Origin of the sequence: Janthinobacterium sp. ROICE36, assembly GCF_002869965.1 — a bacterium.
Taxonomy (GTDB): Bacteria; Pseudomonadota; Gammaproteobacteria; order Burkholderiales; family Burkholderiaceae_D; genus Janthinobacterium.
The window spans coordinates 1-23,515 of record NZ_PEBS01000020.1; the positions used below are offsets into that span (position 1 = coordinate 1).

The 23,515-nt window shown below is 63.9% G+C and carries 27 protein-coding genes and 3 pseudogenes; 16 read left to right on the forward strand and 14 right to left on the reverse strand.

The genetic code is table 11. The features are described 5' to 3' along the window. Positions 1-147 precede the first annotated feature (147 nt). Positions 148-471, reverse strand: coding sequence for a hypothetical protein (locus CSZ94_RS10560; RefSeq protein ID WP_102121461.1), 324 nt, complete (start codon positions 469-471; stop codon positions 148-150). Between the two features lie 16 nt (positions 472-487). Next, entirely contained in the window at positions 488-664 is a 177-nt protein-coding gene (locus tag CSZ94_RS27985) for a hypothetical protein (protein ID WP_180977429.1), read from the reverse strand. Between the two features lie 191 nt (positions 665-855). Here CSZ94_RS27985 and CSZ94_RS10565 point away from each other — a divergent pair, with 191 nt between their 5' ends. Both CSZ94_RS10565 and CSZ94_RS10570 read left to right on the forward strand, forming a co-directional pair. After that, positions 856-1,734 carry an EamA family transporter gene (locus tag CSZ94_RS10565; protein ID WP_180977430.1) on the forward strand — a complete coding sequence of 293 codons (879 nt, stop codon included), beginning with the start codon at positions 856-858 and terminating at the stop codon, positions 1,732-1,734. A 194-nt stretch (positions 1,735-1,928) separates the two neighbouring features. After that, positions 1,929-2,288 (forward strand): c-type cytochrome, encoded by a 360-nt coding sequence (locus CSZ94_RS10570; protein WP_102121462.1) that lies wholly within the window; start codon positions 1,929-1,931, stop codon positions 2,286-2,288. A gap of 90 nt (positions 2,289-2,378) precedes the next feature. On the opposite strand, the gene CSZ94_RS10575 is transcribed toward CSZ94_RS10570, so the two are convergent. Continuing rightward, positions 2,379-2,642 carry a DUF378 domain-containing protein gene (locus CSZ94_RS10575; protein WP_219725992.1) on the reverse strand — a complete coding sequence of 88 codons (264 nt, stop codon included), beginning with the start codon at positions 2,640-2,642 and terminating at the stop codon, positions 2,379-2,381. 421 nt (positions 2,643-3,063) lie between these two features. Here CSZ94_RS10575 and CSZ94_RS10580 point away from each other — a divergent pair. Next, a pseudogene (locus tag CSZ94_RS10580) lies at positions 3,064-3,991 on the forward strand (methyl-accepting chemotaxis protein); the annotation flags it as partial. Positions 3,992-4,012: 21 nt separating this feature from the next. Here CSZ94_RS10580 and CSZ94_RS28600 read toward each other — a convergent pair. From CSZ94_RS28600 to CSZ94_RS10595, 4 genes are read right to left on the reverse strand one after another with little or no spacing between them, the layout of a single operon-like run. Further along, positions 4,013-4,174, reverse strand: a complete 162-nt coding sequence (locus CSZ94_RS28600; protein WP_258000906.1) for an acetyltransferase — start codon at positions 4,172-4,174, stop codon at positions 4,013-4,015. Then, the gene (locus CSZ94_RS28605) at positions 4,156-4,356 is read right to left on the reverse strand and encodes a hypothetical protein (protein ID WP_258000907.1); all 201 of its coding nucleotides are present in this window, start codon (positions 4,354-4,356) and stop codon (positions 4,156-4,158) included. Before CSZ94_RS28605 ends, CSZ94_RS28600 begins: the two co-directional genes overlap by 19 nt. Positions 4,357-4,363: 7 nt before the next feature. Further along, complete coding sequence (locus CSZ94_RS10590) at positions 4,364-4,936, reverse strand: helix-turn-helix domain-containing protein (RefSeq protein WP_102121526.1); 573 nt, start codon at positions 4,934-4,936, stop codon at positions 4,364-4,366. A 32-nt stretch (positions 4,937-4,968) separates the two neighbouring features. Continuing rightward, entirely contained in the window at positions 4,969-5,868 is a 900-nt protein-coding gene (locus CSZ94_RS10595; RefSeq protein ID WP_102121463.1) for a LysR family transcriptional regulator, read from the reverse strand. A 107-nt stretch (positions 5,869-5,975) separates the two neighbouring features. Between CSZ94_RS10595 and CSZ94_RS10600 the strand changes: the two genes are divergently transcribed. Further along, entirely contained in the window at positions 5,976-7,052 is a 1,077-nt protein-coding gene (locus CSZ94_RS10600) for a YeiH family protein (protein WP_258000908.1), read from the forward strand. 110 nt (positions 7,053-7,162) lie between these two features. Beyond that, positions 7,163-7,804 carry a LysE family translocator gene (locus tag CSZ94_RS10605; RefSeq protein WP_099763620.1) on the forward strand — a complete coding sequence of 214 codons (642 nt, stop codon included), beginning with the start codon at positions 7,163-7,165 and terminating at the stop codon, positions 7,802-7,804. On the opposite strand, the gene CSZ94_RS10610 is transcribed toward CSZ94_RS10605, so the two are convergent. Next, positions 7,805-8,590 carry an alpha/beta fold hydrolase gene (locus CSZ94_RS10610; protein ID WP_102121465.1) on the reverse strand — a complete coding sequence of 262 codons (786 nt, stop codon included), beginning with the start codon at positions 8,588-8,590 and terminating at the stop codon, positions 7,805-7,807. A gap of 85 nt (positions 8,591-8,675) precedes the next feature. Between CSZ94_RS10610 and CSZ94_RS10615 the strand changes: the two genes are divergently transcribed. Beyond that, positions 8,676-9,437 (forward strand): AraC family transcriptional regulator, encoded by a 762-nt coding sequence (locus tag CSZ94_RS10615; protein ID WP_102121466.1) that lies wholly within the window; start codon positions 8,676-8,678, stop codon positions 9,435-9,437. On the opposite strand, the gene CSZ94_RS10620 is transcribed toward CSZ94_RS10615, so the two are convergent. Together CSZ94_RS10620 and CSZ94_RS10625 are read right to left on the reverse strand one after the other, a co-directional pair. Beyond that, on the reverse strand, positions 9,434-10,075 hold the full coding sequence (locus tag CSZ94_RS10620) for a CatA-like O-acetyltransferase (protein ID WP_102121527.1): 642 nt from the start codon (positions 10,073-10,075) through the stop codon (positions 9,434-9,436). The genes CSZ94_RS10615 and CSZ94_RS10620 overlap by 4 nt on opposite strands. 37 nt (positions 10,076-10,112) lie before the next feature. Then, positions 10,113-11,336: an MFS transporter gene (locus CSZ94_RS10625; RefSeq protein ID WP_102121467.1), complete on the reverse strand. Its 1,224-nt coding sequence runs from the start codon at positions 11,334-11,336 to the stop codon at positions 10,113-10,115. A gap of 201 nt (positions 11,337-11,537) precedes the next feature. Between CSZ94_RS10625 and CSZ94_RS10630 the strand changes: the two genes are divergently transcribed. Continuing rightward, a complete protein-coding gene (locus CSZ94_RS10630) occupies positions 11,538-12,317 on the forward strand; it encodes an EAL domain-containing protein (protein WP_102121468.1) in 780 nt (259 codons plus the stop codon). 33 nt (positions 12,318-12,350) lie between these two features. On the opposite strand, the gene CSZ94_RS10635 is transcribed toward CSZ94_RS10630, so the two are convergent. The 4 genes and pseudogenes from CSZ94_RS10635 to CSZ94_RS10650 all read right to left on the reverse strand — a co-directional run bounded on the left by CSZ94_RS10635 (position 12,351) and on the right by CSZ94_RS10650 (position 14,945). Further along, complete coding sequence (locus tag CSZ94_RS10635; protein WP_102121469.1) at positions 12,351-12,653, reverse strand: pentapeptide MXKDX repeat protein; 303 nt, start codon at positions 12,651-12,653, stop codon at positions 12,351-12,353. Positions 12,654-12,744: 91 nt separating this feature from the next. Then, a pseudogene (locus tag CSZ94_RS10640) lies at positions 12,745-13,483 on the reverse strand (molybdopterin-dependent oxidoreductase). Positions 13,484-13,533: 50 nt separating this feature from the next. Further along, a pseudogene (locus CSZ94_RS10645) lies at positions 13,534-14,160 on the reverse strand (cytochrome b/b6 domain-containing protein). After that, positions 14,139-14,945 (reverse strand): DUF1223 domain-containing protein, encoded by an 807-nt coding sequence (locus tag CSZ94_RS10650; RefSeq protein ID WP_258000909.1) that lies wholly within the window; start codon positions 14,943-14,945, stop codon positions 14,139-14,141. Before CSZ94_RS10650 ends, CSZ94_RS10645 begins: the two are co-directional and overlap by 22 nt. A 130-nt stretch (positions 14,946-15,075) precedes the next feature. Here CSZ94_RS10650 and CSZ94_RS10655 point away from each other — a divergent pair, with 130 nt between their 5' ends. The 9 genes from CSZ94_RS10655 to CSZ94_RS10695 all read left to right on the forward strand — a co-directional run bounded on the left by CSZ94_RS10655 (position 15,076) and on the right by CSZ94_RS10695 (position 23,507). Further along, the gene (locus CSZ94_RS10655; RefSeq protein ID WP_102121470.1) at positions 15,076-15,666 is read left to right on the forward strand and encodes a sigma-70 family RNA polymerase sigma factor; all 591 of its coding nucleotides are present in this window, start codon (positions 15,076-15,078) and stop codon (positions 15,664-15,666) included. Then, positions 15,663-16,310, forward strand: a complete 648-nt coding sequence (locus CSZ94_RS10660; RefSeq protein WP_102121471.1) for an NrsF family protein — start codon at positions 15,663-15,665, stop codon at positions 16,308-16,310. Before CSZ94_RS10655 ends, CSZ94_RS10660 begins: the two co-directional genes overlap by 4 nt. 132 nt (positions 16,311-16,442) lie before the next feature. Continuing rightward, positions 16,443-17,942: a DUF4331 domain-containing protein gene (locus CSZ94_RS10665; RefSeq protein ID WP_102121472.1), complete on the forward strand. Its 1,500-nt coding sequence runs from the start codon at positions 16,443-16,445 to the stop codon at positions 17,940-17,942. Positions 17,943-17,955: 13 nt separating this feature from the next. After that, positions 17,956-18,201, forward strand: a complete 246-nt coding sequence (locus CSZ94_RS10670) for a hypothetical protein (RefSeq protein WP_102121473.1) — start codon at positions 17,956-17,958, stop codon at positions 18,199-18,201. A 77-nt stretch (positions 18,202-18,278) separates the two neighbouring features. Next, positions 18,279-19,490 carry a hypothetical protein gene (locus CSZ94_RS10675; protein ID WP_102121474.1) on the forward strand — a complete coding sequence of 404 codons (1,212 nt, stop codon included), beginning with the start codon at positions 18,279-18,281 and terminating at the stop codon, positions 19,488-19,490. Beyond that, positions 19,490-20,623 (forward strand): HupE/UreJ family protein, encoded by a 1,134-nt coding sequence (locus tag CSZ94_RS10680; RefSeq protein WP_102121475.1) that lies wholly within the window; start codon positions 19,490-19,492, stop codon positions 20,621-20,623. The genes CSZ94_RS10675 and CSZ94_RS10680 overlap by 1 nt, the downstream gene beginning before the upstream one ends. Before the next feature lie 115 nt (positions 20,624-20,738). Next, a complete protein-coding gene (locus CSZ94_RS10685; protein ID WP_102121476.1) occupies positions 20,739-21,248 on the forward strand; it encodes a sigma-70 family RNA polymerase sigma factor in 510 nt (169 codons plus the stop codon). Beyond that, positions 21,245-22,240 (forward strand): FecR domain-containing protein, encoded by a 996-nt coding sequence (locus CSZ94_RS10690; RefSeq protein WP_219725993.1) that lies wholly within the window; start codon positions 21,245-21,247, stop codon positions 22,238-22,240. Before CSZ94_RS10685 ends, CSZ94_RS10690 begins: the two co-directional genes overlap by 4 nt. A 103-nt stretch (positions 22,241-22,343) precedes the next feature. Beyond that, positions 22,344-23,507 (forward strand): TonB-dependent siderophore receptor, encoded by a 1,164-nt coding sequence (locus CSZ94_RS10695; RefSeq protein WP_102121478.1) that lies wholly within the window; start codon positions 22,344-22,346, stop codon positions 23,505-23,507. The last annotated feature ends 8 nt before the right edge of the window (positions 23,508-23,515 follow it).

A 23,515-nucleotide genomic window follows, 5' to 3' on the forward strand; every position in this document is an offset into this window, starting at 1 on the left:
ATCCTCGGGCTTCTGGTAGTTGGCCAGCAAGCTGTCGGCCAGTTTGAGCAGTTCCGGGTCGGGCTTGGCCCGCTTGTTACGCTTTACAACGGTCATTGTTTCTCCTTGGTGGCGGCAGTGTCCTGCCAAATGACCGTTTACACAAAATTATTTACACCCTCCCGATACGTCACCGTACTCCATCATATACATACCCGACTCCTCCGCCTCGGGATGCGTATCGAGCATCCCGATCGCAAACGCGTCTCCCTGCCCTCCCGGTATGCGCAAGCCGTGCAGGAAAAACGCAGGCGGATACAGCGCCCACGACCATTGCGCGTCATCGGGCTCGGTCAAGCGCATAAACACATCGTCGTCCCCATGGATATCGATGTTTAGTTCCACCATGCCAGTGCCGTCTTCTTCCAGGCAAATGCTTGATTGAGCGAAATCCACGTCAAAATTGGTGTTGCCGATACTGAAAACAGTCATTCAATACTACTCCGGGTTACAGGTAAATACGCGGAGCGACAGGCAGCAAGGAGTGCAGGGCAACCTCATCGATCAGCAAACCAGAAGGATAAATCCGGCAATGACGGCGATCGTTCCAATGCTCAATTTTTATCCTTTTGACCATGTCCGTGCCATCATTGTCAACGCGCGCCGAAATGGCGTCAACGTTCATCGCCTTTAATAGTGCCGGTGAACGCAAGAAAAGGCCGCTTACTCCGCAAAACAGGCAAAACCTGTTACGTCCGCTTCCGCCCCAAAGCGGACCGTGCTACGCCAACCGTGTCAGAAATTGTCCAGTTAAATCTCCCCTGTTTACCAATCTGCCAGCGACTGCCAGCCTCATGCATATTAAAATACCGTCCCATGACCTCCCCCGCCTCGACTTTCCCCCTCCCCGACAGCATTTTGCTGCCTTCCCTGGCCGTCCTGGGAGGGCAGATTTCCGTCAATCTGGGGGCGGCGATTGCGAAGAATCTGTTTCCTGTCATCGGCGTCGAGGGGATTACGGCGTACCGAGTGGGGTTTTCGGCATTGATCCTGCTGGCCATCTTCCGCCCGTGGCGTTTCCGCCTGACGCGCAAGGATGTGCTGAACTTGCTGGTCTACGGTTCCGTACTGGGATTGATGAACTTGCTGATTTATCGCGCGTTTGCACTGATACCGATCGGCATTGCCGTCGCCATCGAGGTGACGGGGCCGCTGGCCGTGGCCATGCTGGCATCGCGCCGGCCGCGCGATTTGCTGGCGGTGGCGTGCGCCGTGTTTGGCTTGTATTTGCTGCTGCCCCTGCAAGGCAGCCCGGGCAGCCTGGACCCCGTCGGCGTGGCGTACGCGCTGGGAGCAGCACTGTGCTGGGCGCTGTACATCATCTTCGGCAAGCGCGCTTCGACCTTGCAGGGCGGACAAGCCGTGGCCTGGGGCATGACGGTGGCCGCCATGGTGACGGTGCCCATCGGCATCACGTATTCGGGCACAGCCTTGCTGGCGCCATCGATTGCCTTGATGGGCCTGGCCATCGCCATGCTGTCCAGCGCCCTGCCGTATTCGCTGGAAATCTTCGCCCTGCGCCGCTTGCCACAAGGCGTGTTCGGCATGTTCAGCAGCGCGGCACCGGCCGTCAGCGCGCTGGCCGCCATGGCCGTGCTGGGAGAACTGCTGAGCCTGACCCAGTGGCTGGCCATCGCCTGTATCGTGTTCGCGTCGGCCATGGCGGCACTGGGTGCGCAAAGCGGCAAGCGCTAGCGGTATGCAGTGCATCCTGCACCGCTGCCGCGCCGCTTCCTCGCATCGCGGTCCCGTGCTGGCAGGCAGGTTTTGATGCCTGGCTGTAAAATGCGCCATCGCTTGCCACGTACGGTATGCCCACATGCATGCCTGCCTCACCAATGACAGTCGCAGTCCTTTGCCGCTTGTTCTCTCCTTTCGCCGCTACAGCCATGCTGTTGGCGGCTGGTGTCGCCGCGCACGCAGCCGCCGCGCCCGCCACCCTCACGGGCAATGCCGAAGCGGGCAAGGCGGCGTTTCGCAAGTGCGCCTCTTGCCACCAAGTGGGGCCATCGGCGCGCGGCGGCTTCGGCCCTAAACTGACGGGCGTGATCGGCCGCAAGGCCGGCGCCACCACCGACTACAAGTACTCGGCGGCCATGAAAAACGCGAATATCATCTGGACGGAGAAAAACCTGGCCGGCTTCCTCAACGCCCCCAGCGATTTCATTCCCGGCAATAACATGCGCTTCTGGGGCATCGGCAATGCGCAGCAAGTGGCCGATTTGCTGGCCTACCTGCGCACGCAGTAAGTCAGCAGTAAGTAAGCAGTAATCCTGCTTGAAATCCTGTGGCAGCTGCTTGAATTCGCGTTCGCGCCGGGGATGGGCAGCGACCTTCTCCTAGGACTTGGCCGGCAGCTTGCGCACGCACAGGTAAATCGAATACACCGCCGCCAGCCCCACCAGCACATACACGCTGCGCGACGCCGTCGTCATGGCACCGAGGATGCGGGCCACGATGTCGATGTCGAACAAGCCCACCAGCGCCCAGTTCAAGCCGCCCACGATCAGCAGGATCATGGAGATCCAGTCGACCACGTTCAGGCGCTTTGCCGTCATTTCCTCGTTTGCCGCACCGTCCGATCCTGCCTGGATATTCGCCATCTCAGCCTCCTGTAAGAAGATAGAACCCGCCGCCGGGTCTGTGCAAAGATCAGTGTAGGCGCGGCACCGACATACGCCAGTCAGACGATGCCGGGGTTCGAGGTAGGACGATTCTGTAATACGGCGGGTGATTTTATCTGGCAATACTTTCGACAATAGTTGCCCGTTGTTGCTAAACAAGCAGTGACCAATTCCAATATGGAAATATTTATAGATTACTTAGTATTGCATTGCTACACTCATTTCACCCCGGCAACGTCAGGGGCAACAGCGCCGCGCCGTGCCGCCCGCATGGGGTGCGGCCACCATGGAACAACAGCTGAAGGGACATGAATATTTCAAACATACGCATCGGTGTACGCCTGACGACGGTTTTTTTGCTGGCATCGTTGCTGCTGGCGGTGCTCGTCAGCATCAGCACGTGGCCGGCGGCGACCTGAGCGGCAATATCCGCATCGAATCCGGCGATGAGGTGGGCCAGTTGCTACAGGCGCTGAAAGACATGAATGCCAACTTGATCCATATCGTGGCCGACATGCGCGGCGGCACGCAGGCGCAAGCCAGTTCGCTGGAGCGCACGGCCGCTTCGATGGAAGCGCTGATGGGCACCGTCAAGCAAAATGCCGATAACGCACGACAAGCCAAGCAGCTGGCGCAATCGGCCGCAGCGGTGGCCGGCAAAGGAGGCACGGTGGTGGCGCAAGTGGTCGACACCATGAGCTCGATCAACGCTTCGTCGAAAAAGATCGTTGACATCATCGGCGTCGTCGACGTCATCGCCTTCCAGGCGAATATCCTGGCCCTGAATGCAGCAGTGGAAGCGGCGCGCGCAGGCGAACAGGGACGCGGCTTTGCCGTCGTGGCCGCCGAAGTGCGCACTTTGGCCCAGCGTTCGGCCGGCGCGGCGCGGGAAATCAAGCAGCTGATCGGCGACTCCGTCGAGCGGGTCGACGCACGCGCGCCTGGTCGATACGGCGGGCGCCACCATGCGCGAAATCGTGGCCAGCGTGCACCGCGTGACGGACATCATGGGCGAGATCAGCATGGCCAGCGGCGAACAATTGTCCGGCATCGAGCAAGTCAATGCCGCCATCGTGCAGATGGAGCATGTGACCCAACAAAACGCCGCGCTGGTGGAACAGGCGTCAACGGCGGCGGCCAGCATGCAGCAGCGCGCACAGCAACTCTCGGGCACGGTGGGCATCTTCACCTTGGGCAATGAGGTGGCGCCCCCGCACGCGGCGCCGGCCATCAGCCTTGTCGCGGCGCAATACGCAACGCATGACAAGGCGGCCCCCGCCTTGGCACGCTCACGCGCCCCTGCCGTTAGAGCGCGCCTGAAAGCCTGAGTTCCCCGCCTGAGTTCCCCGCTATAGCTGCTTGTACATGATGGTGGTGGCGTCCAGCCGGTCGCCGGCCGGCGCCAGCGCATAGGCGGGGATGCTGCCCGCCACCACGTAGCCGAGCGACAAATACAGCGCTTGCGCATGGTCGCAGATGCGCGTGTCCAGGGTCAACAGGCTGCGCGGCAAGAGGCGCGCGTGACGGCCGGCAAGACGTTGTCCGTCCAGAACGCCTGGCTGGCCGCCACGTCAAACGGCAAGACAAAGCCGATGCTGGCGCCGTCGTGCACGCACGCTTGCAGCAAGGCGCCCAATTCCGGCAAGCGTTCGAGAATATCGGTGGACGAAAAGTGGCGTAGCGATGCGGACATGCTGACCTCAGACAAGAAAGAGATAATAGCGGGCGCCGCTGTCTGGCGGCGTGATAAACGCGCTGGCGCCCTGCAACTGGTAGCGCAGGCAATCGCCAGGCATTAAATCGTGCGAGCGGCCATCGACGGTCACGTTCAACTGGCCTTGCTGCAGCAACAGATGATGTTCCATGCCGGGCCGGGGCGAGGCCGCATAGGTGATCGTCACCCCCGCGCCCAGCTCGCATTCGAGCGCTTCGCCGGCCAGGGCGCGTGACGGCGGCGAGACGCAGCGGCGCCGAAAACCCGTGTCCTGGTCCGTCCACACGCTTTGCTGTGCCCGCAGCAGCAGGGGCGCGAAGTCGTCTTCCACCATGCGCAGCAGGCGCGACATGGCCAGGCCGTACGCGGCGCACAGCTTGCCCAGCACGACCGTCGTCGGGCTGACCTCGCCATTTTCCAGGCGAGATAATGTCGCGCGGCTGACCTGGCTGGCACTGGCCAGCTGGTCCAGCGACCAGCCCCGCTCCACGCGCAACTGTTTCAGGTGCGCGGCCAGACGCTGTTCCGTATCGTTCTCTGTGCTTAGCAAATTTTCCATATATGGGAAGTTATCCCATATATGGAACATAGTCAAGCCATGCGAGAAGCGTGGCGGCACAGTTCCAGGAAACCGCTCAAACGGGGCGAGAGGATCTTTTTAGACTGGCGTATCAGATAAAAGTTGCGCTCCAGAGGCGGCAGCATGGTGTCCAGTTCCACCAGTTGTCCGCTGGCCAGCAGATCGGCCACTACCACGCGGGACAGGCAGGCGATGCCCAGCCCGGCCGCGGCGCCATATTTGATGGCTTCCGAGTTGCTGAATTCGCCTGCGGCGCGCAGATAGTGCAGATACGGCACCAGCGCCTGCTCCACGGCTTCGCGCGTGCCCGAGCCCGCTTCGCGCAGCAGCCAGCCCGCCTGGTTCAACTCCGCAAAACTGAGTAAATGGCGCAACTGCGCCAGCGGATGCGTGGGCGCGGCCACGATCAGCATCTGGTCCGTCAGCCACGGCTCCACCAGCAAGCCCGCTTCGTGGCACGGCCCTTCGATCAGGCCGATATCGACACGGAACTCCGCCACGGCGGCGGCGATGTCGGCCGTGTTGGCAATCGTCACCTGGGGAATGCTGCGCCCGTACTGCTGCGCCGCCTGGGCCAGGATCTGCGGCAGCAGATAAATGCCGATGGTGGTGCTGGCGCCGATTTGCAGGCTGACGGGCACGGACGGGTCGGCGCCCGCGAACTGGCGCTCGATGCTGGCGGCCCCGTCGCGCATCTGCCGCGCCTGCGGCAACAGCAAACGGCCATTGTCGTTGAGCAGTAATCGCTTGCCCACGCGGTCGAACAGCTGCGCACCGAGCAAGGTTTCCAGCTCGTTCAGTGCCGCGCTGGTGGCCGATTGCGACAGCGCAATGTGCTCGGCCGCCGCACTGGTACTGCCCGTGTCCGCCACGGCGAGAAAAATCTGCAGTTGCCGTAAGGTCAAAGCCATCTAATCTACCCATCTAATAGGTTAAAGATACAAAAACAATCCGTTTTACCATTTAATCGGCGAACTGTACAGTCATGCCATACGAACCAGGAACCATGGAGTACGGCATGTCTTCTCTCTCAACAAGCAACACAACAAGTTTCAGCGACCGCTATGGCCGCCTTCTGCCGGGCCTGCTGCTGAGCGGCGCAATCGCCTGGGGCGCAATTCAACTGGGCAAGCTGGAATGGATGCAAAGCCACGGCATGAGCGCGCTGACGCTGGCCATCATGCTGGGCATTGCGCTGGGCAACAGCGTATATGGCCGCCTGGCGCCCGCCTGCGGCGCGGGCGTAACGTTTTCCAAGCAGACATTACTGCGACTCGGCATCATCCTGTACGGCTTCCGTCTGACTTTCCAGGATATCGGCCAAGTGGGCCTGGCCGGCATCGTCATCGATGCGCTGGTGCTGGCGTCCACGTTTGGCCTCGCCATGTTCCTCGGCACCAAGGTATTCAAGCTTGAACGCAACAGCGCCATCTTGATCGGCGCGGGCAGTTCCATCTGCGGCGCGGCGGCCGTGATGGCGACGGAACCGGTCGTGAAAGGCCGCAGCGAGGATGTCACCGTGGCAGTCTCCACCGTCGTGGTGTTCGGCACCATCGCCATTTTTTTGTACCCAGTGCTGTACCAGCTGAACCTGGGCTGGCAGGTGCTGGGCGCCACGCCCGCGGCCTTCGGCGTGTACATCGGCTCGACCGTGCATGAAGTGGCGCAGGTGGTGGCAGCCGGCAAGTCGATCGGGCAAGAAGCGGCGAATGCGGCCGTGATCGCCAAGATGGTGCGCGTGATGATGCTGGCCCCCTTCCTTGTCATCCTCTCGGCGGTGCTGGCGCGCGGCAAGGCCAAAGTTGGCAGTCACGACAAGGCCACCAAGCTGGCCATTCCCTGGTTCGCCTTCATTTTTATTGCCGTGGTGGCCTTCAATTCGCTGGGCTTGCTGCCAGCGGGCACCGTCGCCACCATTACCGAGCTCGACACGGTCTTGCTGGCCATGGCCATGGCGGCCCTGGGCTTGACGACGCATATGTCGGCCATCCGCCGCGCCGGCATCAAGCCCTTGCTGCTGGCCGGCCTGCTGTTCTGCTGGCTGATCGCCGGTGGCGCCGCCATCAACCACGTGGTCGCCAAGCTGTTTGCCTGAATGACGCTGAACCTGATGCAGGCGGGGGCCGCTGACGCGGGAGCCAAAAACTTCGTACAATAAGCGTGTTTTGACTCTCAATCCGGCTTCGGCCCCATCCAGGAACACCCATGCATCTCTCGAACTGGCTGCTTTTCTGCAGCGTCGCCCTGCTCGTCACGTTTTCTCCCGGCCCGGCCGTCTTGCTGGCCATCTCGAATGCCATCGCCGTCGGCCCGCGCCGCGCGATGATCAGCAGCATGGGCAATGGCTTTGGCTTGTTCATCATTTCCGGCGTGGCCATGGCTGGCATGGGCGTCGTGCTGGCCACCTCGGCCACGGCCTTCATGCTGCTGAAACTGGCTGGCGCCCTGTATCTGGTGTACCTGGGCATCAAGCAATGGCGCAGCAAGACCAGCATCGTGGCCGATGCGCCCGTGGCGCTTGGCGCAGCGAATCCGAATTCGTTCTGGAAACTCTTCCGCCAGGGCTTGACGGTGGCGCTGACCAATCCCAAGGCCATCCTGTTCTTTTCGGCCCTGTTCCCGCAATTCATCACGCCGGGCGAACCTGTCGCCATCCAGTTCACCGTGCTGACGACCTCGTTTGTCGCCTGCGCCATGCTGGCCCACTTGTTCTACGCCAACCTGGCGCGCCTGCTGAAAACCCAGCTGGCCACGCCAGGGCGCGCCAAGCTGTTCAACCGCATTTCGGGCGGCGCCTTCGTGCTGCTGGGCCTGAGCCTGCTGCGCTTGCGCGCCAAGGCGACGTAACTAGTCCTTTTCCGTCAAAAACGCCTCGATGCTGGCCGCCAGGGCCAGCGGCGTTTCATTCATCGGATAATGTCCCGCATTACCCAGCACCTCCAGCCGGGCTTGCGGGTACCACGCCAGATACGTGCGGCGCATCAGGGCCGCATCGAAACGGGGGTCGTGCTCGCCCACCAGCGCCAGCAAGGGCAGTTTCGGCGCCGCCCGCATTACCTCGCCGCTGAAATCCGTGTCGCTCCACGCGAGGAAGTAGCGTGCGAACGCGGCCGGATCCGCACTTTCCCACGAGTATTGCGCCTTCCATTCCAGCCAAGTGGCTGGCAAGCGCCCGCCCGTGCTGCGGGCGATGATGGCGCGCCGCGCTTGCTTGTTGCCGCTGGCGTCGAGAAACAGCGCGCGCGCCGCCGCATCCATGGTCAGGCCGCAGCAGGGCACGGGCGCCACGGCCACCAGTTTGCGCAAGCGCAAGGGGGCCAGCAAGGCCAGCCGTTCCAGCGCCATGGCGCCCATGGAATGGCCCACCACGCTGAAGGTGGCAAAGCCCAGCGCATCGGCCAGCGCCAGCGCGTCGCGGGCCACTTCGTCCATCGAGTAGTCGCCTTGCGCGCCGCGCATGCCGCCATAGCCGCGATAGCCGCGATAGCCGCGATTGTCCATGAAAACATAGCTGAAAGCGGCGCCATCGAGGGCCACTTCCATCGGCCCGAACGCGTGCGCGTCGCCAAACCAGCCGTGCAAGACGATGACGGCGTGGGGGCCATGGCCCACGCGATGATAGCTATTGTGCATACACACTCCTGAAAAAGAGTGCATGGTAGGCGCCCAGCAAGCGGCCCGCCTTCGATAGCAGGTCAAATACTGTAGAGTATGGGCCATGGATGATTTTTATACGGAAGTGCCGCGCCCCTTGATCGCCACGGCGCGCGATTACGCTGCGGGAGAGATGTTTCCCGAGCATCAACATGCGCGCGGGCAATTCGCCTATGCAGCGCGCGGCGTCATCAGCGTGCACACGCCGCGCGGCAACTGGCTGGTGCCGCCGCTACGGGCTTGCTGGGTCCCGGCCCGGCTATCCCACGGCATGCGCATGCATGGCGCCGTGAGCATGCACAACGTGTTTATTGCCCCAGACGCCATCATCAGGATGGGCTTGCCACCCGATTGCCAGGTGCTGGACGCTTCGCCGCTGTTGCGCCAGTTGCTGGCCGAGGCCGTGAGCGTGGAAGCCCTGTATGCGGAAGCGTCGCGCGCCGGGCGATTGATGGCCTTGCTGCTCGATGAAATCGCCGCCATGGCGCCCCTGCCCCTGAGCGCGCCCCTGCCCCAGGACGCCAGGCTGGCGCGCCTGTGCATGGCATTGCTGCAACAGCCGAGCCTGGACAGCAGCCTGGATGCGATGGCGGCGCAGGCGGGCATGAGCCGGCGCACCTTTACGCGCCAGTTCCGCGCCCAAACGGGGCTGGGCTTTGCCCAATGGCGCCAGCAAGCGTGTTTGCTGGCGGCCATCACGCGACTGGCCGAGGGGCAGACCGTCACCCGGATCGCGCTGGACCTCGGTTATGCCAGCCTCAGCGCCTTCACGGCCGCCTTCCGCCGCGTGCTGGGCCAGACGCCCAGCGACTATCTGTCGAACTAGGCAATGAAGGCGGCAATGCGCTGCGACAATGCCTGCGCCAGTTTCTGCACATGGTAGCCATCGACAAAGCCATGGTGGGCCTGCGCGGAAAACGGTATCCGCATGCGGCCATCGTCCTGCGCGGGGCCGAACTTGCCCCAGGTAAAGGTCGGGATGTCGGCGTCGCGGTGGCGGTGGATCGGGTGTTCGATGGCCGCCATGTCCAGCCATGGCAAACAGGTGATGAAGATATTGTTGCGCTGCTCGCGCTCGCTCTCGCCCTCGCCCGAGTTGATCAGCGCGGAACTGGCTTCGGCGAGGCGTTTCGCTTCCAGGCTGCGTTCAATGAAGAGATCAAGCTGGTCCGTCATCGTGAAGCGCGTGTAGTTGAGGTTCTCGTCGCCATTGATGACGGTGTAGGATGCGGGGAAATCGTCAATCCTGATCACCTCTCCCTGGCAAATGCGGTACATGAAATTGTCGATGCCCTTGACCGTATTGAGCAGGCAAAACAGGAAAAAATGGAACACGGGGATGTTCCCTTCCTTGCACCAGGGCCGGAAGTCCGGCACGTCGAGCTGGAAGTTGATGTTGACGAGGGGATTGTCAAATGCGCGGAACAGGTCATAGCGGTCGCGCCGCTTTGCAAAATTTTTCATGCGGCGAGTGTAGACGATGAGGATGCTGGTGGGCAAGTCACGCCGCATCGCCACCGTGCGCCAGGCCCTTCTGCACCTTCCACGCCAACGGCAAGGTCAACAGCAATACGGCCGCCAGCGCCAGCAAGGCTGTGGGCACGCTCGTATGGTCGCCCAGCGCGCCGGACAGCACGGGCGACAGCGCCCCGCCGCCGATGCTGCCCGTGTAGAACAGGGCGAACGCGTGTTCGCGTTTGCCAGGCTCGGCCAGTTCCGGCACCGCACCGTACAGCACGGACGAAGTGCCGTTCAGCGCCAGCCCCAGCAAGGGCAGCATGGCCATGACGCCGGCCAGGGGCAGCCACAGGGCCAGCACGATCAGCAACGAGGTCATCGATTCCGTCAGCCACACGGTTTTCATCATGCCGATGCGCGCGCCCAGATAGCCGCACAGCAGCTTGCCGAAGGCGCCGCCCACGAACAGCAGCGATAGCGCCACGCCGATGCCGGCCGTGCCCGCACCCTTGCTTTTCAGCAAGAATGGCAAGAAGGTCAGAAAACCCATGCGCACGGCGCTGTCCAGCGTACCCGTGGCCAGCAAGGCACGAAAGCTGGCGGCCGAACCGCTGCCCGCGATGGGTTTGAGCGCTGTCTTCTGGCTGGCCCGGATATCGCCGGGCTTGGGCAGCAGCCACCACAGCAAGCCGGCCGCCGCCAGGCCAAGCAGGCCCAGCAACGAGACGCTGGCTTGCCAGCTGCACACCAGCAACAACAAGCCCACCAGAGCCGGAATCAGGGTCTTGCCGATATCGCCGGCAAAGTTGTAGTGCGACAACGCCTCCCTCACGCCGCCGCCCGCCTCGTGCGTGTCGGTGATGATGGACGATGCCAGCGGATGCTGCGTGCTGGCGCCCAGACCGCCCAGCAGCAAGGCGAACAGCAGCACGGCCAGGCCCCCCGCCTGCCCCGCGATCAGGTAAGCGACCCCGGCCAGCGCCGTGCCGCCCACCAGCATGCGTTCGCGTCCCCAGCGCCTGGCCAGGCGGCTGGCCAGCAGCTGAAAACCGGCCATCATGCCCGAGTACGAACCGCGTAACAGGCCCACCATGGCGTAGCTGATGGCAAACTGCGCCTGCCAGATGGGCAGCAGCACATAGATCACGTCCGTCAAGCCGTCATGCACGGCATGCGCGCCGCAGGCGGCGAACAGCGAGCGGCGGCGGATCGATTTGTCGGAGGGAGGAACTTCGGGGGACAGCGCGGCGGCGGACGGTTCGGTCATGACTGTGCATGCAGGAAATCAGGAGGCGACCAGCTTACTACACATTGCATAGGCATCTCGGTCGTCTCGCCTAATCCTTTCTAAGCAGGACATAGCCCTCCGTCTATCTTTTTGCGCCAGAAATAGCGCTCCACCAGCGGCAGGCCGTGGTATAACAGCGATGTACAACTCGTCAATTTCTCTTCAGAGGCCAGCGCGACCATGACGTCATCCAACGATACCTCAGGCCAAGCCGGGAAAAAGGCAGGCTGCAGCAAGTGCCAGCAAGCCGAGCCACTGGGCTTCGACTTCACCTTTGCCTATCAACCGATCGTCGACCTGTCCACGCGCTCGATCTTTGGCCATGAAGCACTGGTGCGCGGCCCCAACGGTGAATCGGCATACTCCATCCTGTCCCAGGTCAATGACGAAAACCGCTATGTCTTCGACCAGGCCTGCCGCGTGCGCGCCATCGAGGGCGCGGCGCGGCTGGGCATCGAGGAATATTTGTCCATCAATTTTCTGCCGAATGCCGTGTACCGCCCCGAAGCATGCATCCAGGCTACCTTAGCTGCGGCGCGCGAATACAATTTCCCCATCCGCCGCATCATCTTCGAGGTGACCGAAGGCGAAGAAGTGCGCGACCGGCCCCACCTCGTCAACATCTTTCATGAGTATCGGCGCTTCGGCTTTCAGACGGCCATCGACGATTTCGGCGCCGGCTACGCGGGACTGAGCCTGCTGGCGGAATATCAGCCGCACATCATCAAGATCGACATGGAACTGGTGCGCGGCATCGAGGCAAGCGCACCCAAGCAGGCGATCGTCAGGGGCATCATCGCCATTTGCAAGGAACTCAACATGACAGTCCTGGCGGAGGGTATCGAAACGGCCGCCGAGCGCGATTGCTTGAAGGCAATGGGCATCAAGCTGATGCAGGGATATCTATTTTGCAAGCCGGCATTGATGGCCATAGGCGTGATCAATCCGGCAGCGTGGTGACCGGCAGTCACCACGCCCCGAGCTAGTCCTGCCTTACTTGCCCATCGCATCTTTCTTCATATCATCTTTTTTCATCTCATCCTTCTTCATGCCGTCTTTCGCCATGGCATCTTTTGCCATGCCATCCTTGGCCATGTGATCCTTGGCCATGTGATCCTTCTTCATGTGTTTCTTGGCCATCGGCTTCTTCATGCCGTCCTTGTCCATCGCATCCTTGTGCATGGCGTCGGCCGAGGCGTCCTCGGCCATCGGGTCTTTCTTCATGGCATCTTGGGCGAACGCGGCGCCCGACATGAGGATGGCGGAAGCGATGATGGCGGTGATGGTGGTTTTCATGATCAATCCTTGTCTCTGGGTTATATGGGCAAGTGCCCGGCACTGCAAAATACTGCTACTTGGGTTTGCTACAGGGTGCTGCTAAAAGTGTTCAAGAGCCGCCAAACCAGTTGTAGCCCTGATTTTCCCAATACCCTCCCGGGTAGGTATTCGTGACAAACATGGCCTGGATGTGCTTCGGGTTCTTGTAGCCCAGCTTGGTCGGCATGCGCAATTTCATCGGGTAGCCGTATTTCGGCGGCAATTCCTGGCCGTCATACGTCAAGGCCAGGATGGTTTGCGGATGCAGGGCCGTGGCCATGTCGATGCTGGTGAAGTAATCGTCGGCGCACTGGAAGCCGATGTACTTGGCCGTCGTGTCGGCGCCGACCCGCTTCAGGAAGTGGGAAAACGGCACGCCGCCCCACCGACCGATGGCGCTCCAGCCTTCCACGCAGATGTGGCGCGTGATTTGGGTTTCCTGTGGCAGGGCGCGCAGCTGCGGCAGGCTCCACGGTTTCTTGTCGGCAATCAGGCCGCTCAGCTCCAGGCTCCAGGCGCCAGGCGTCGCCGTCGACCTCTTCCACCTCGTCTTCGCCGTAATACGCGTTGAAGGGAAACGGCCGGGTAATCATGGAGTCCGGATACGTGGGCGCCAGTTTGCCGGGATCGAACAGCCAGCCCTGCACCGTGTCGTTGAAGCGCGACACCGCCGTCAGCGCCGTCTCGATGCCGGACGGGTCGCTGACGTTGCAGCCCGTCAGCAAGGACAGGCCGCCCAGGGTCAGGCTGCGCTGCAAGAACTGGCGCCGCGATGGCTGTTTGATCTGGCGCAAGGCGTCGACCAGCATGGCCTGGCCCTGCTCTTGCACAATGATGGTTTTTTTCATGATCATGTCCTTTAGCGGCCGCGCAGCATGGCGACCAGGGTGCGCGGCACCAGCGCCACCATCAGCAGGTGTACGCCGACAAAGCCCACCAGCAGCGCCATGGCGATGAAATGCACGCGGCGCGCACTCTCGTAGCCGCCCAGCAACTCGCGCAAGAGGGGGAACTGCACGGATTTTCACAGCACGAGGCCGGACAGCACCAGCACGATGCAAGCTACCATCACGAACAGATAGGCGGCGCGCTGCACCATGTTGTAGCGGCGCGGGTCTGCATGGGCCAGCTTGCCCTTCAGCGCGGCCATGAAATCGGCCAGCAGCAGGCGTGGCGACAGAGGCAAGAACTGGCGCCGCAGCCGTCCCGACATAACGTTAATCGTCAGATACAGCAAGCCATTGACCACCAGCAACCACATGGCGGCGAAATGCCATTGCAGGGCGCCGCCCAACCAGCCGCCCAGGGTCAGGGCGCGCGGCAGTTCGAAGGGGAAGAACGGCGCCGCGTTGTAGATGCGCCAGCCGCTGGTAGCCAGCACCACCACGGCCACGGCATTGAGCCAGTGCGTCAGGCGCAGCCAGGCGGGGTGGATCACGGCGTTGGAATCAATATGTGTCTGCATCACAACACTCCCTTGGCGCATGGCGCCGTGCTGACGGCTTGCAAGATGGCGCTGCTGTCGGCCCGCTGCACGAAAGCCACCACTTGCAGGTACTCGGGGCGCCAGCTGGCGGGCAGATTGACTTCGCGGCGCAGCCGGGCGCGGCCTTGCGCCAGCACAACCGGCCCCAGCCACAGGCGCACGGCCGCATCGTGATGCAGGGTGGCGCCCCGATTTTCGCCCCGCAGCACGGTCGAAACGATGCCGCTTTCGCTGATGGCCACATATAACTGGCCGCCCGTCTGCGCGTCCGGCGCAATGGCATTGGCTTCAATCAATAATTTTCCACCCGGCCCCGGCGTGGCGGACAGGCTGATGTTGACCGGCGCGACGGTCGCGTTGATGCGGCGGATGGCGGCCGGCAGTTGCGTATCCCAGCTGCGCAATTCCGTGCCGCCCACGAAAAATTGGGGCGTGTAAGCCACATGGCGCGGCTGGTGGCGCAGCAGTTCGGCCTGGCGCGCATCGAATTGCACCTGCGCCAGCGGGTCCGTCCAGCCGATCTGGTCCCAGTACATAACGTGCAGGGCCAGCGGCACGACCAGGCTGGCCGCCTCCGCTTCCTTGCGCAAGGCGTTCAGGCGCTGGTCGGCGGGCGGACAGCTGGAGCAGCCTTCGCTGCTGTACAGTTCTACCAGCGCCGCCGTCTGCGGCCCGCTTTGCACGGCGCAGCGCTGGCCCGCCGCCATCTGCGCGTATGCTGGCGCCGTCGCGGCCCACAGACAGAGCGGGACGAGGCTGGCGGCAAGGCGGTGCTTGATATGCATGATGACTACCCGTTATAGTGAATGAAGAAGCGTGCTTGCCTGTCAATTCGCCACACGATGCGGATTGGTTACAGCCGCCAGCAATTATTTTTGTATTTATTTTTTTCAACGCCTGTCACCAAAGGCCTGCATGCAACGAATACCAGTAAGCGAGCAACTGCATGGCACGGAATTGCGGCTGCATGGCTTGCTGCTGCGCGGGCTCGATGGCGATGCACAGGCTTACCGTAGTTTCTTGCAGGCAAGCAGCACCCATTTGCGCGCGTTTTTCCGGCGCCGCCTGCAGCGCTGGCCGGACGAGGTGGAAGACCTGGTGCAGGAATGTCTGCTGGCCATCCACAACCAGCGCTTGACGTATGACACGGGGGTGCCGCTGACGTCGTGGATCCATGCAATCGCGCGCTACAAATTGATCGACTGGCTGCGCCGGCATGGGCGGCGCGAAGCACAGCACTTGCCATATGACGAAGAAGATAGCGCGCAGGAACTGTTTTCCAGCGCCGATACCGAGGCGGCCGAGGCCAGCCGCGATCTGGGCAAGCTGCTGGCCACCTTGCCGGCACAGCAGCGCTGCGCCATCGTGCATACCAAGATCGACGGCTGGTCCGTGCGCGATACGGCAGCCGCCATGGACATTTCGGAAGCCAGCGTCAAGGTAGCCGTGCATCGCGGCTTGAAGGCACTGGCGGCCAATTTAAGGAGTGAAGGAAGCGCACCATGAAAACTGATGACTTGATCGACATGCTGGCCAGCGGCCCCGACGTGGCCGCCGCAGCGCCCCCGGGCGCGCACTGGCGCGCCGCGTCCACTTTGGGCACCGGCCTGCTGGCCAGCGTGGCCTTGATGGCCATGCTGCTGGGCGTACGCCCCAACCTGGAACAGCTGGTCATGCTGCCCGACTTCTGGATCAAGGTGGGCTTTGTCGTGTGCGTCTGCCTGGCGGCCTGGCACGTCAGCCGCCGCCTGTGCCTGCCTGGAGCGCAGACGCGCGCCCTGCCCCTGCTGATCGCCATGCCATTGCTGCTGATGTGGGCGCTGGGCGCCATCATCGTGCAGGAAGCCCCGCCCGAACAACGCGCCGAACTGTTCTGGGGCGCCACCTGGCGCAGCTGCCCCTTGCTGATCGCCATGCTCTCGCTGCCCATCCTGGCCGCCGTGCTGCGGCTGATGCGCCAGTTGGCGCCCACGCGGCTGCGCCTGGCCGGCGCGGCAGCAGGGTTTGCCGCCGGCGCCATGGCCGCGCTCGTGTATTGCCTGCACTGCCCGGAGCTGGCGGCCAGCTTCGTCGGCTTCTGGTACGTGCTGGGCATGCTGGTGCCGACCGCCATCGGCGGGGCCATCGGTCCGAAAGTGCTGGCCTGGTAAGGGGCCGGTAAGCTCGACTTGCACACTTTGACAAAGAGTTGAATCCGTTTTTTGTAGCCGTTCGTATAAGTCAGGCAGCTTGCAGTTTCTTGGACTTGTCTGTCAACGCTAATAAAAATCGGGAGAATCGAAATGTCTTTGTCAATATCGAAAACCGCGCTGGGCGCGGCCATCCTGGGCAACTTTCTGGCGGCGGCCATAGCCCCGCCCGCTTTTGCCTCCAGCCACCGCGAAGCGCCGTTCATCACGCAAAACCCCAAAGTCGACGCCACCGACTTCTATATGTTCCGCAGCTATGAAACGGGCCGCAGCGCCTACACCACCCTGGTGGCCGACTATATTCCCCTGCAAGACGCCTACGGCGGGCCCAACTATTTCGCCATGGATCCAGCCGCCCTGTATGAAATCCATATCGACAACAATGGCGACGGCAAGGAAGACCTGACCTTCCAGTTCCGCTTTAGCAACACCATCAAGGATGGCCAGTTCACCGTGGGCGGCAAGAAAGTCTCGATTCCGCTGGTCATCAACGGCGGCGCCATCGACACCGTCAACCCGGCCGGCCTGAATGTGCGCGAAACCTACAGCGTGACGGTGGTGCGGGGCGACCGCCGCACGGGCACGAGGAGCGCCGTCACCAACGCCACGGGCGGCGGCACGATTTTCGACAAGCCCGTCGACAATATCGGCAACAAGGCCATTCCCAACTACGCCGCGTATGCTGCGCAGCATGTGTACGCTGTCAACATCCCCGGCTGCACCACGCCGGCGCGCCTGTTCGTCGGCCAGCGCAAGGACCCGTTCGTGGTAAATCTGGGCGAAACGTTTGACTTGATCAACATCAAGGCGCCCGCCACGGAGTTTGCTGCAAATGCTGAATCGGCCGCCAAGGATGACCTGGCCCGGAAAAACGTGACAGCCATCGAGATGGAAGTGCCGACCGCCTGTCTGACGGCGGGCAGCGACCCCGTGATCGGCGGCTGGACCACGGCCAGCCTGCGCCAGGGGCGCTTGCTGAACCCGGCACCGGGCACGGCCACCACGGCCTCGAAGGAAGGCGGCGCGTGGGTGCAAGTGTCGCGCCTGGGCATGCCGCTGGTGAATGAACTGGTCATCGGCCTGAAGGACAAGGACCGCTTCAACGCCAGCAAGCCGTCGGGCGACGCGCAATTTGCCGACTACGTCACCAACCCGACGGCGCCGGCCCTGGTGGAAGTACTGTTCGGCTCGGCAGGCGCCAAAGCACCCACGAACTTCCCCCGCAATGACCTGATAGCAACCTTTTTGACGGGCATCAAGGGCGTGAACCAGCCAGCGACGGTCGTTGCCTCTGAAATGCTGCGCCTGAATACCTCGATTGCCCCCACCGCCGTGGGCGCGCAAAAGCGTCTGGGCGTCATCGATGGCGACAGCGCGGGCTTCCCGAACGGCCGCCGCCCCGGCGACGACGTGGTCGACGTGGTGCTGCGCGTGGCCATGGGCAAGCTGTGCACCTTGAACATCGGCTGCGCCCCGGCCGACGCGCCCGCCGGCGCCCTGCATTTCACGGACGGTGCTTTCCTCGACGAAACCTTCTTCACGGCAGGTTTTCCTTACCTGAAAAATCCCGTGGCCGGTTCGCCGCAACTGTAACCAGGAGAACGCGATGAAAAAGCTTTATGCATGCAGCGCCCTGGCGCTCACCGCCCTGCTGGCCGGCTGCGGTGGCGGCAGCAGCCACGGCGGCGATAACGGCAATGGCGGCGTCAACCCGCCCCCCGTGGTCTTGCTCGACGCCTTCTTTGTGGCCGTCAGCAACGTCATTCTGACCACCAGCGATGACAAGGATGGCGTGGCCATCGACGCCATCATGGCGACGTCTCCGGAAAATACGGAGCCGGTGCCGCTGTAACGCGCTGTAACTGAGTGCGGGCGCCTGGGAGTCAGCTCTCCGGCGCCCGTATCAATGACTGTTGATGGGCCTCCACGATGAAAACACCGATTTCCCTGCTGTGCGCCTGCCTGCCCTTGCTGGCATCGGCCGCGCCCTACACGCCGAAAGACGGCAGCACCGTCATCGAACAGCTGCCGCGCCGCGCCGATGCCACGCAGCTGGCCCTGCGTGGCCTGCGCCAGCAACTCAACGCCACGCCGGACGACCTGGCCCTGGCCACCGGCCTGGCGCAGCGCTATATTGCCCTGGCGCGTAGCGAAACGGACCCGCGCTACCTGGGCTATGCACAGGCGGCGCTGGCGCCCTGGTGGCGGCAAGCGGCGCCGCCCGTCCTCGTGCGCCTGCTGCGCGCCACCATTTTGCAAAGCACCCACCATTTCGGCGCCGCCCTGCAAGACCTCGATGCCGTCATCGCGCAACAGCCGCAAAATGGCCAGGCCTGGCTGACGCGCGCCACCGTGCTGACCGTGCAGGGCGACTACACAAAAGCAACGGCCGCCTGCGCCCGCCTGTCGGCCTTGACAACGCAGCTCGTCACCGTCACTTGCCTTGCGAATGTGGCCAGCGTCACGGGCCGCGCCGCCAGCAGCGAGCGTTTGCTGGACCTGACCCTGCAGCGTAGCAGCGGCGCGGCGCCCGAGCTGGAAAGCTGGGCCCTGACCCTGCTGGCGGAAATGGCCACGCGGCGCGGCGAATTGGCGCTGGCCGAGGCGCGCTACAAAACAGCGCTGGCGCAGCAGCCGCGCGACAGCTATCTGCTGGGTGCCTACGGGGATTTCCTGCTCGACCGGCAGCGCCCGCAGGACGTCGTCACATTGCTGAAAGACCAGCAGCGCATCGACGCCCTGCTGCTGCGCCATGCGCTGGCCCTGCAGGCGCTGCCGGGCCAGCAGACGGCATTCCTGGCGGCAAAAGCGGAACTGGCGGCCCGTTTCCACGCCGCCATGCAGCGCGGCGACAGCGTGCACCAGCGCGAGCAAGCGCGTTTCGCCCTGTTCCTGCAGCAAGATATCCCCGCCGCCCTGCAACTGGCGCAGCAGAACTGGGCCATCCAGAAGGAAGTGCCCGACATGCGCATCTTGCTCGAAGCGGCCCTGGCCGCGCGCAACGATGGCGCAGCCCAGCCAGTGCTGGCCTGGATCGCGGCCAACGGCGTGGAAGACGTGGCCCTGCAGCGGCTCGTCAGGCAGCTGGGGCCGCAGGATGGGCAGAAACTGAGTACTGCAAAGAAAGCAGGTGCGCTGTGATGTGTACTGTAAAGCGATGCCTGTTCATCCTGCTGCTGTGCGCGTGGCTGGCCCCCGCGCAGGCGCACAAGCCCAGCGACAGCTATTTAAGCCTGGCTATCCACGGCCAGCAGGTCGAGGGCCAATGGGATATCGCCCTGCGCGACCTCGATTTCGCCATCGGCCTCGACGGCAATGGCGACGGCGAGCTGACCTGGGATGACATCCGCGCGCGCCACGAGGCCATTGCCGCCTACGCGCTGCAGCGCCTGCAGGTGGCCAGCGACCAGGGCGTGTGCCCATTGAAGGCCGTCGAACAGCTGATCGACAGCCACACGGACGGCGCTTACAACGTGCTGCGCTTTCGCGCCGACTGTCCCGGCGGCGCTGCGCCTGCCAGTTTGAGCATCGGCTACACCCTGTTCGCCGACCTCGACCCGCAGCACAAGGGGCTGCTCAAGATCAATCGCGACGGCGTCACGCAAACGGCCATCTTCGACCCGGACAGCCCGCGCCAGACGATTTCACTGGCCGCGCCCGAGCGCCTGGCGCAGTTCGGCGCCTACGTGAAACACGGCATCTGGCATATCTGGATCGGCTACGACCATATTTTATTTCTGCTGTCCCTGCTGCTGCCGGCCGTGCTGCTGCCCGGCTTGCGCGAGCAGCAGCACGGCTTGAAGGCGGCGTTTGTCGACGTGCTGAAAGTCGTCACGGCGTTTACCCTGGCGCATTCCCTCACCCTGAGCCTGGCCAGCCTGTCCGTGGTGTCCCTGCCCTCGCGCTGGGTGGAATCGGCGATCGCCGCATCCGTGATCCTGGTCGCGCTGAACAACCTGCTGCCGCTATTCCGCGGCAAGCGCCCCGTGGCCGCCTTTGCCTTCGGCCTGATCCACGGTTTCGGCTTCGCCAGCGTGCTGCGCGACCTGGGCTTGCCGCAAGCTTCCTTGCTGGCCAGCCTGCTGGGCTTTAACGTCGGTGTGGAAATTGGCCAGCTGGCCATCGTCGCCGCCTTCTTGCCCGTTGCCTGGCTGCTGCGCAAGACCTGGCTGTACCGGCAGGTGCTGACCGTGGGTTCGCTGGCGATTGCCGTGGTGGCGACCGTGTGGCTGGTGGAGAGAGTGGCCGATATCAAGCTGATTTCAGCCGGATAGCGTTGCTGGCCCGCTACTGCCGGGCCACAAGTTCAGGCAATCGGGCTACAATACGAACAATTCTCAATCGCATCAAGGCCACTCTGTCCCGCGGACCATGGCATGGAAAGGTTGCATGCTACGCCCCGAACTGGAACTGCATCGGCAAATCGAAGTGCTCTATAGCGACCACCATGGCTGGCTGCAGGGCTGGCTGCGCCGCAAGCTGGGCAACGCCTTCGACGCGGCCGACCTGGCGCACGACACGTATCTGCGCATCCTCGCGCGGGGCCGCGCGCCCGCTCCCATGGAATCGCGCCAGCACCTGGCACAGATCGCCAATGGCCTGGTGGTGGACCTGTTTCGCCGCAGGCATATCGAGGCGGCCTACGCGGACGCCATCGCCGCGCAGCCGGAAGTGCTGCTCCCAACGCCGGAAATGCGCGCGCTGATCGTCGAGGCGCTGCTGGAAATCGACGCCATCCTGGCCAGCCTGCCCACTAAAGTGCGCGACGCCTTTTTGCTATGCAAACTGGAAGGCATGGGCTACGCCGACATCGCCGCGCGCCTGGGCGTGTCCATCTCGTCGGTGGAAAAATACATCGCCCGCGCGCTGCTGGCCTGCTGCATGGCGCAATGCGCATGAGCCCCCAGTCAGACAGCCAGCCCATCGCCCCCGCCGTGCTGCAGCGCGCCGCCGAGTGGATGGCGCGGCTGTGGGCGGAAGACGCCAGTGCGGCCGATGCCGACGCCTGCGCCGCCTGGCGCGCCGCCCATCCTGAGCATGAACGGGCCTGGGCCCGGCTGCAACGCTTCGCCCGGCAATTTGAAGCCTTACCACGCGAGGTGGCGCGCGGTGCGCTGGCGCCCGCGCCCGCCCTTGCCCGGCATGTCGCCGGCCGCCGGCGCGCCTTGCAGTTGCTGGGCCTGATAGCGGCGGGCGGCGGCACGGCGCTACTGGGACACGAAACAGGTGTGTGGCAGCGCGCCGCCAGCGACTATCGCACGGCCGTGGGCGAGACGCGCACCACGCTGCTGGCCGACGGCACGCAAGTGGTGCTGGACACGGCCAGCGCCATCGACGTGCGTTACAGCGCCGGCGAACGGCGCATCGTGCTGCGCGCGGGTGCCATCCTCGTCAGCAGCGCCCACGAAGCGGCTGCTATCTACCGCCCGCTGCTGGTGGCAACGCCGCAAGGCACGGCAACGGCCCTGGGCACGCGCTTTTCCGTGCGCCTCGACGATGGCGCCAGCACGGTGGCCGTGTTCCAGGGCGCCGTGGCACTGCAGCCGTCGCAAGACAGCGCCGCGCCCGTGCACCTGCAGGCGGGCCAGCGCGCCGGCTACACGCGCCATGCCGTGCAGGACATCGGCAAGGTGGAAGACAGCGCCGCTGCCTGGGCACATGGCAGCCTGGTGGCCGAACGCATGCCCCTGGAAGAACTGCTGGCCGAGTTGGGGCGCTACCGCCATGGCGTGCTGCGCTGCGACGAGTCCATCGCCGGCCTGCGCGTGACGGGCGTATTTTCCCTGCGCGACACGGACCGCTCGCTGGCCAACCTGGCCCTGAGCTTGCCCGTGCAACTAAGCTACCGCACGCGCTACTGGGTCAGCCTGGGGCCGCGCCAGGGCTCCTGAAAAATACATGCAAAATAAGTGAAAAGACGTTGAGGGTTTTGGCTTTTCGTTCGGAATACGGGAAGAACTGATTTTTTCCTGCCACTTTCCAAGGATTTGCACCATGCCCCCTCGCCTGACCACAACCGCGCGCAAGCTGCGTCCCTTTCCCCTCGCCGCCGCCATGCAGGCCCTGTTCCTGACCGGCGCCGCAGTGAGTGCCCTGGCCATCACGGCGCCAGCCGCCCACGCCCAGACGGTCGACACTACGCCAGCCAAGCGCCCCTACGCGATCCCCGCCGGCTCGCTGGAGCGGGCCTTGACCACGTTCGCCAGCGCGGCCGGCGTGGAACTGTCGGCCGACGCAACCCTGTTGCAAGGCAGGCGCAGCGGCGGACTGGCGGGCAGCTACACCGTGCGCCAGGGCTTCGAGGAACTGCTGCGCGGCCACGGCGTGCGCGCGGTGGCGGGCGCCAACGGCGCGTATGCGCTGCGTGCCGAGACGGCACCGGCAGGCGCACAGGCGGCACAGGCGCAGGCCAGCGCCACCCTGCCCGCCATCACCATCAATGCCAGCAGCGAACGCGAAACGGCCACGGGCCCCGTGCGCGGCTATGTGGCGCGGCGCGGCGCCTCGGCCACCAAGACCGACACGGCCCTGAATGAAAACCCGCAATCCGTGTCGGTGGTCACGGCCGATGAAATCAGCGACCGCAATGCCGAATCGCTCGACGAAACCCTGCGCTACACGGCCGGCGTGACGCCGAACCAGCGCCCGCTGGGCAGCGACGATTCCTCGCTGCTGCGCGGCTTCACCATCGAAACGAACGGCATCTTGCAGGATGGCTTGCGCAATTCGGGCCGCACCTTTGGCGCCTCCATCGAGCCATATGGCCTGGAGCGCGTGGAAGTGCTGCGCGGCCCCGCCTCCGTGCTGTACGGGCAGATTCCGCCGGGCGGCATGGTCAACGCGGTCAGCAAGCGCCCCAGCGCGGACGCCGTGCGCGAAGTGGGCGTCGAGTACGGCAGCTACCAGCGCCGGCAGCTGAAAGCCGACGTGGGCGGCACGCTCGACGCACCAGGCGCCTGGACCTGGCGCGTCGTCATGCTGGGCCGCGAGGCACATACGCGGCTGGAGCGCGACCGCGACAACCGCCTGTACTTCGCGCCCTCGCTCACCTGGCAGGCGGGGCCGACCACGCGTCTGACTTTGCTGGCCCGTCACGAGCAGGACAACCAGCAGTACGCGTTCCCCAACCAGCTGCTGCAGCCGGGCCCGCGCGGCTAGGTCGCGCC

Coding starts and splice junctions, on each gene's coding strand:
- CSZ94_RS10560 (WP_102121461.1), bottom strand. CDS start 471: ATGACTGTTTTCAGTATCGGCAACACCAATTTTGACGTGGATTTCGCT.
- CSZ94_RS27985 (WP_180977429.1), bottom strand. CDS start 664: ATGAACGTTGACGCCATTTCGGCGCGCGTTGACAATGATGGCACGGAC.
- CSZ94_RS10565 (WP_180977430.1), top strand. CDS start 856: ATGACCTCCCCCGCCTCGACTTTCCCCCTCCCCGACAGCATTTTGCTG.
- CSZ94_RS10570 (WP_102121462.1), top strand. CDS start 1,929: ATGCTGTTGGCGGCTGGTGTCGCCGCGCACGCAGCCGCCGCGCCCGCC.
- CSZ94_RS10575 (WP_219725992.1), bottom strand. CDS start 2,642: ATGGCGAATATCCAGGCAGGATCGGACGGTGCGGCAAACGAGGAAATG.
- CSZ94_RS28605 (WP_258000907.1), bottom strand. CDS start 4,356: ATGTCCGCATCGCTACGCCACTTTTCGTCCACCGATATTCTCGAACGC.
- CSZ94_RS10590 (WP_102121526.1), bottom strand. CDS start 4,936: ATGGAAAATTTGCTAAGCACAGAGAACGATACGGAACAGCGTCTGGCC.
- CSZ94_RS10595 (WP_102121463.1), bottom strand. CDS start 5,868: ATGGCTTTGACCTTACGGCAACTGCAGATTTTTCTCGCCGTGGCGGAC.
- CSZ94_RS10600 (WP_258000908.1), top strand. CDS start 5,976: ATGTCTTCTCTCTCAACAAGCAACACAACAAGTTTCAGCGACCGCTAT.
- CSZ94_RS10605 (WP_099763620.1), top strand. CDS start 7,163: ATGCATCTCTCGAACTGGCTGCTTTTCTGCAGCGTCGCCCTGCTCGTC.
- CSZ94_RS10610 (WP_102121465.1), bottom strand. CDS start 8,590: ATGCACAATAGCTATCATCGCGTGGGCCATGGCCCCCACGCCGTCATC.
- CSZ94_RS10615 (WP_102121466.1), top strand. CDS start 8,676: ATGGATGATTTTTATACGGAAGTGCCGCGCCCCTTGATCGCCACGGCG.
- CSZ94_RS10620 (WP_102121527.1), bottom strand. CDS start 10,075: ATGAAAAATTTTGCAAAGCGGCGCGACCGCTATGACCTGTTCCGCGCA.
- CSZ94_RS10625 (WP_102121467.1), bottom strand. CDS start 11,336: ATGACCGAACCGTCCGCCGCCGCGCTGTCCCCCGAAGTTCCTCCCTCC.
- CSZ94_RS10630 (WP_102121468.1), top strand. CDS start 11,538: ATGACGTCATCCAACGATACCTCAGGCCAAGCCGGGAAAAAGGCAGGC.
- CSZ94_RS10635 (WP_102121469.1), bottom strand. CDS start 12,653: ATGAAAACCACCATCACCGCCATCATCGCTTCCGCCATCCTCATGTCG.
- CSZ94_RS10650 (WP_258000909.1), bottom strand. CDS start 14,945: ATGCATATCAAGCACCGCCTTGCCGCCAGCCTCGTCCCGCTCTGTCTG.
- CSZ94_RS10655 (WP_102121470.1), top strand. CDS start 15,076: ATGCAACGAATACCAGTAAGCGAGCAACTGCATGGCACGGAATTGCGG.
- CSZ94_RS10660 (WP_102121471.1), top strand. CDS start 15,663: ATGAAAACTGATGACTTGATCGACATGCTGGCCAGCGGCCCCGACGTG.
- CSZ94_RS10665 (WP_102121472.1), top strand. CDS start 16,443: ATGTCTTTGTCAATATCGAAAACCGCGCTGGGCGCGGCCATCCTGGGC.
- CSZ94_RS10670 (WP_102121473.1), top strand. CDS start 17,956: ATGAAAAAGCTTTATGCATGCAGCGCCCTGGCGCTCACCGCCCTGCTG.
- CSZ94_RS10675 (WP_102121474.1), top strand. CDS start 18,279: ATGAAAACACCGATTTCCCTGCTGTGCGCCTGCCTGCCCTTGCTGGCA.
- CSZ94_RS10680 (WP_102121475.1), top strand. CDS start 19,490: ATGTGTACTGTAAAGCGATGCCTGTTCATCCTGCTGCTGTGCGCGTGG.
- CSZ94_RS10685 (WP_102121476.1), top strand. CDS start 20,739: ATGCTACGCCCCGAACTGGAACTGCATCGGCAAATCGAAGTGCTCTAT.
- CSZ94_RS10690 (WP_219725993.1), top strand. CDS start 21,245: ATGAGCCCCCAGTCAGACAGCCAGCCCATCGCCCCCGCCGTGCTGCAG.
- CSZ94_RS10695 (WP_102121478.1), top strand. CDS start 22,344: ATGCCCCCTCGCCTGACCACAACCGCGCGCAAGCTGCGTCCCTTTCCC.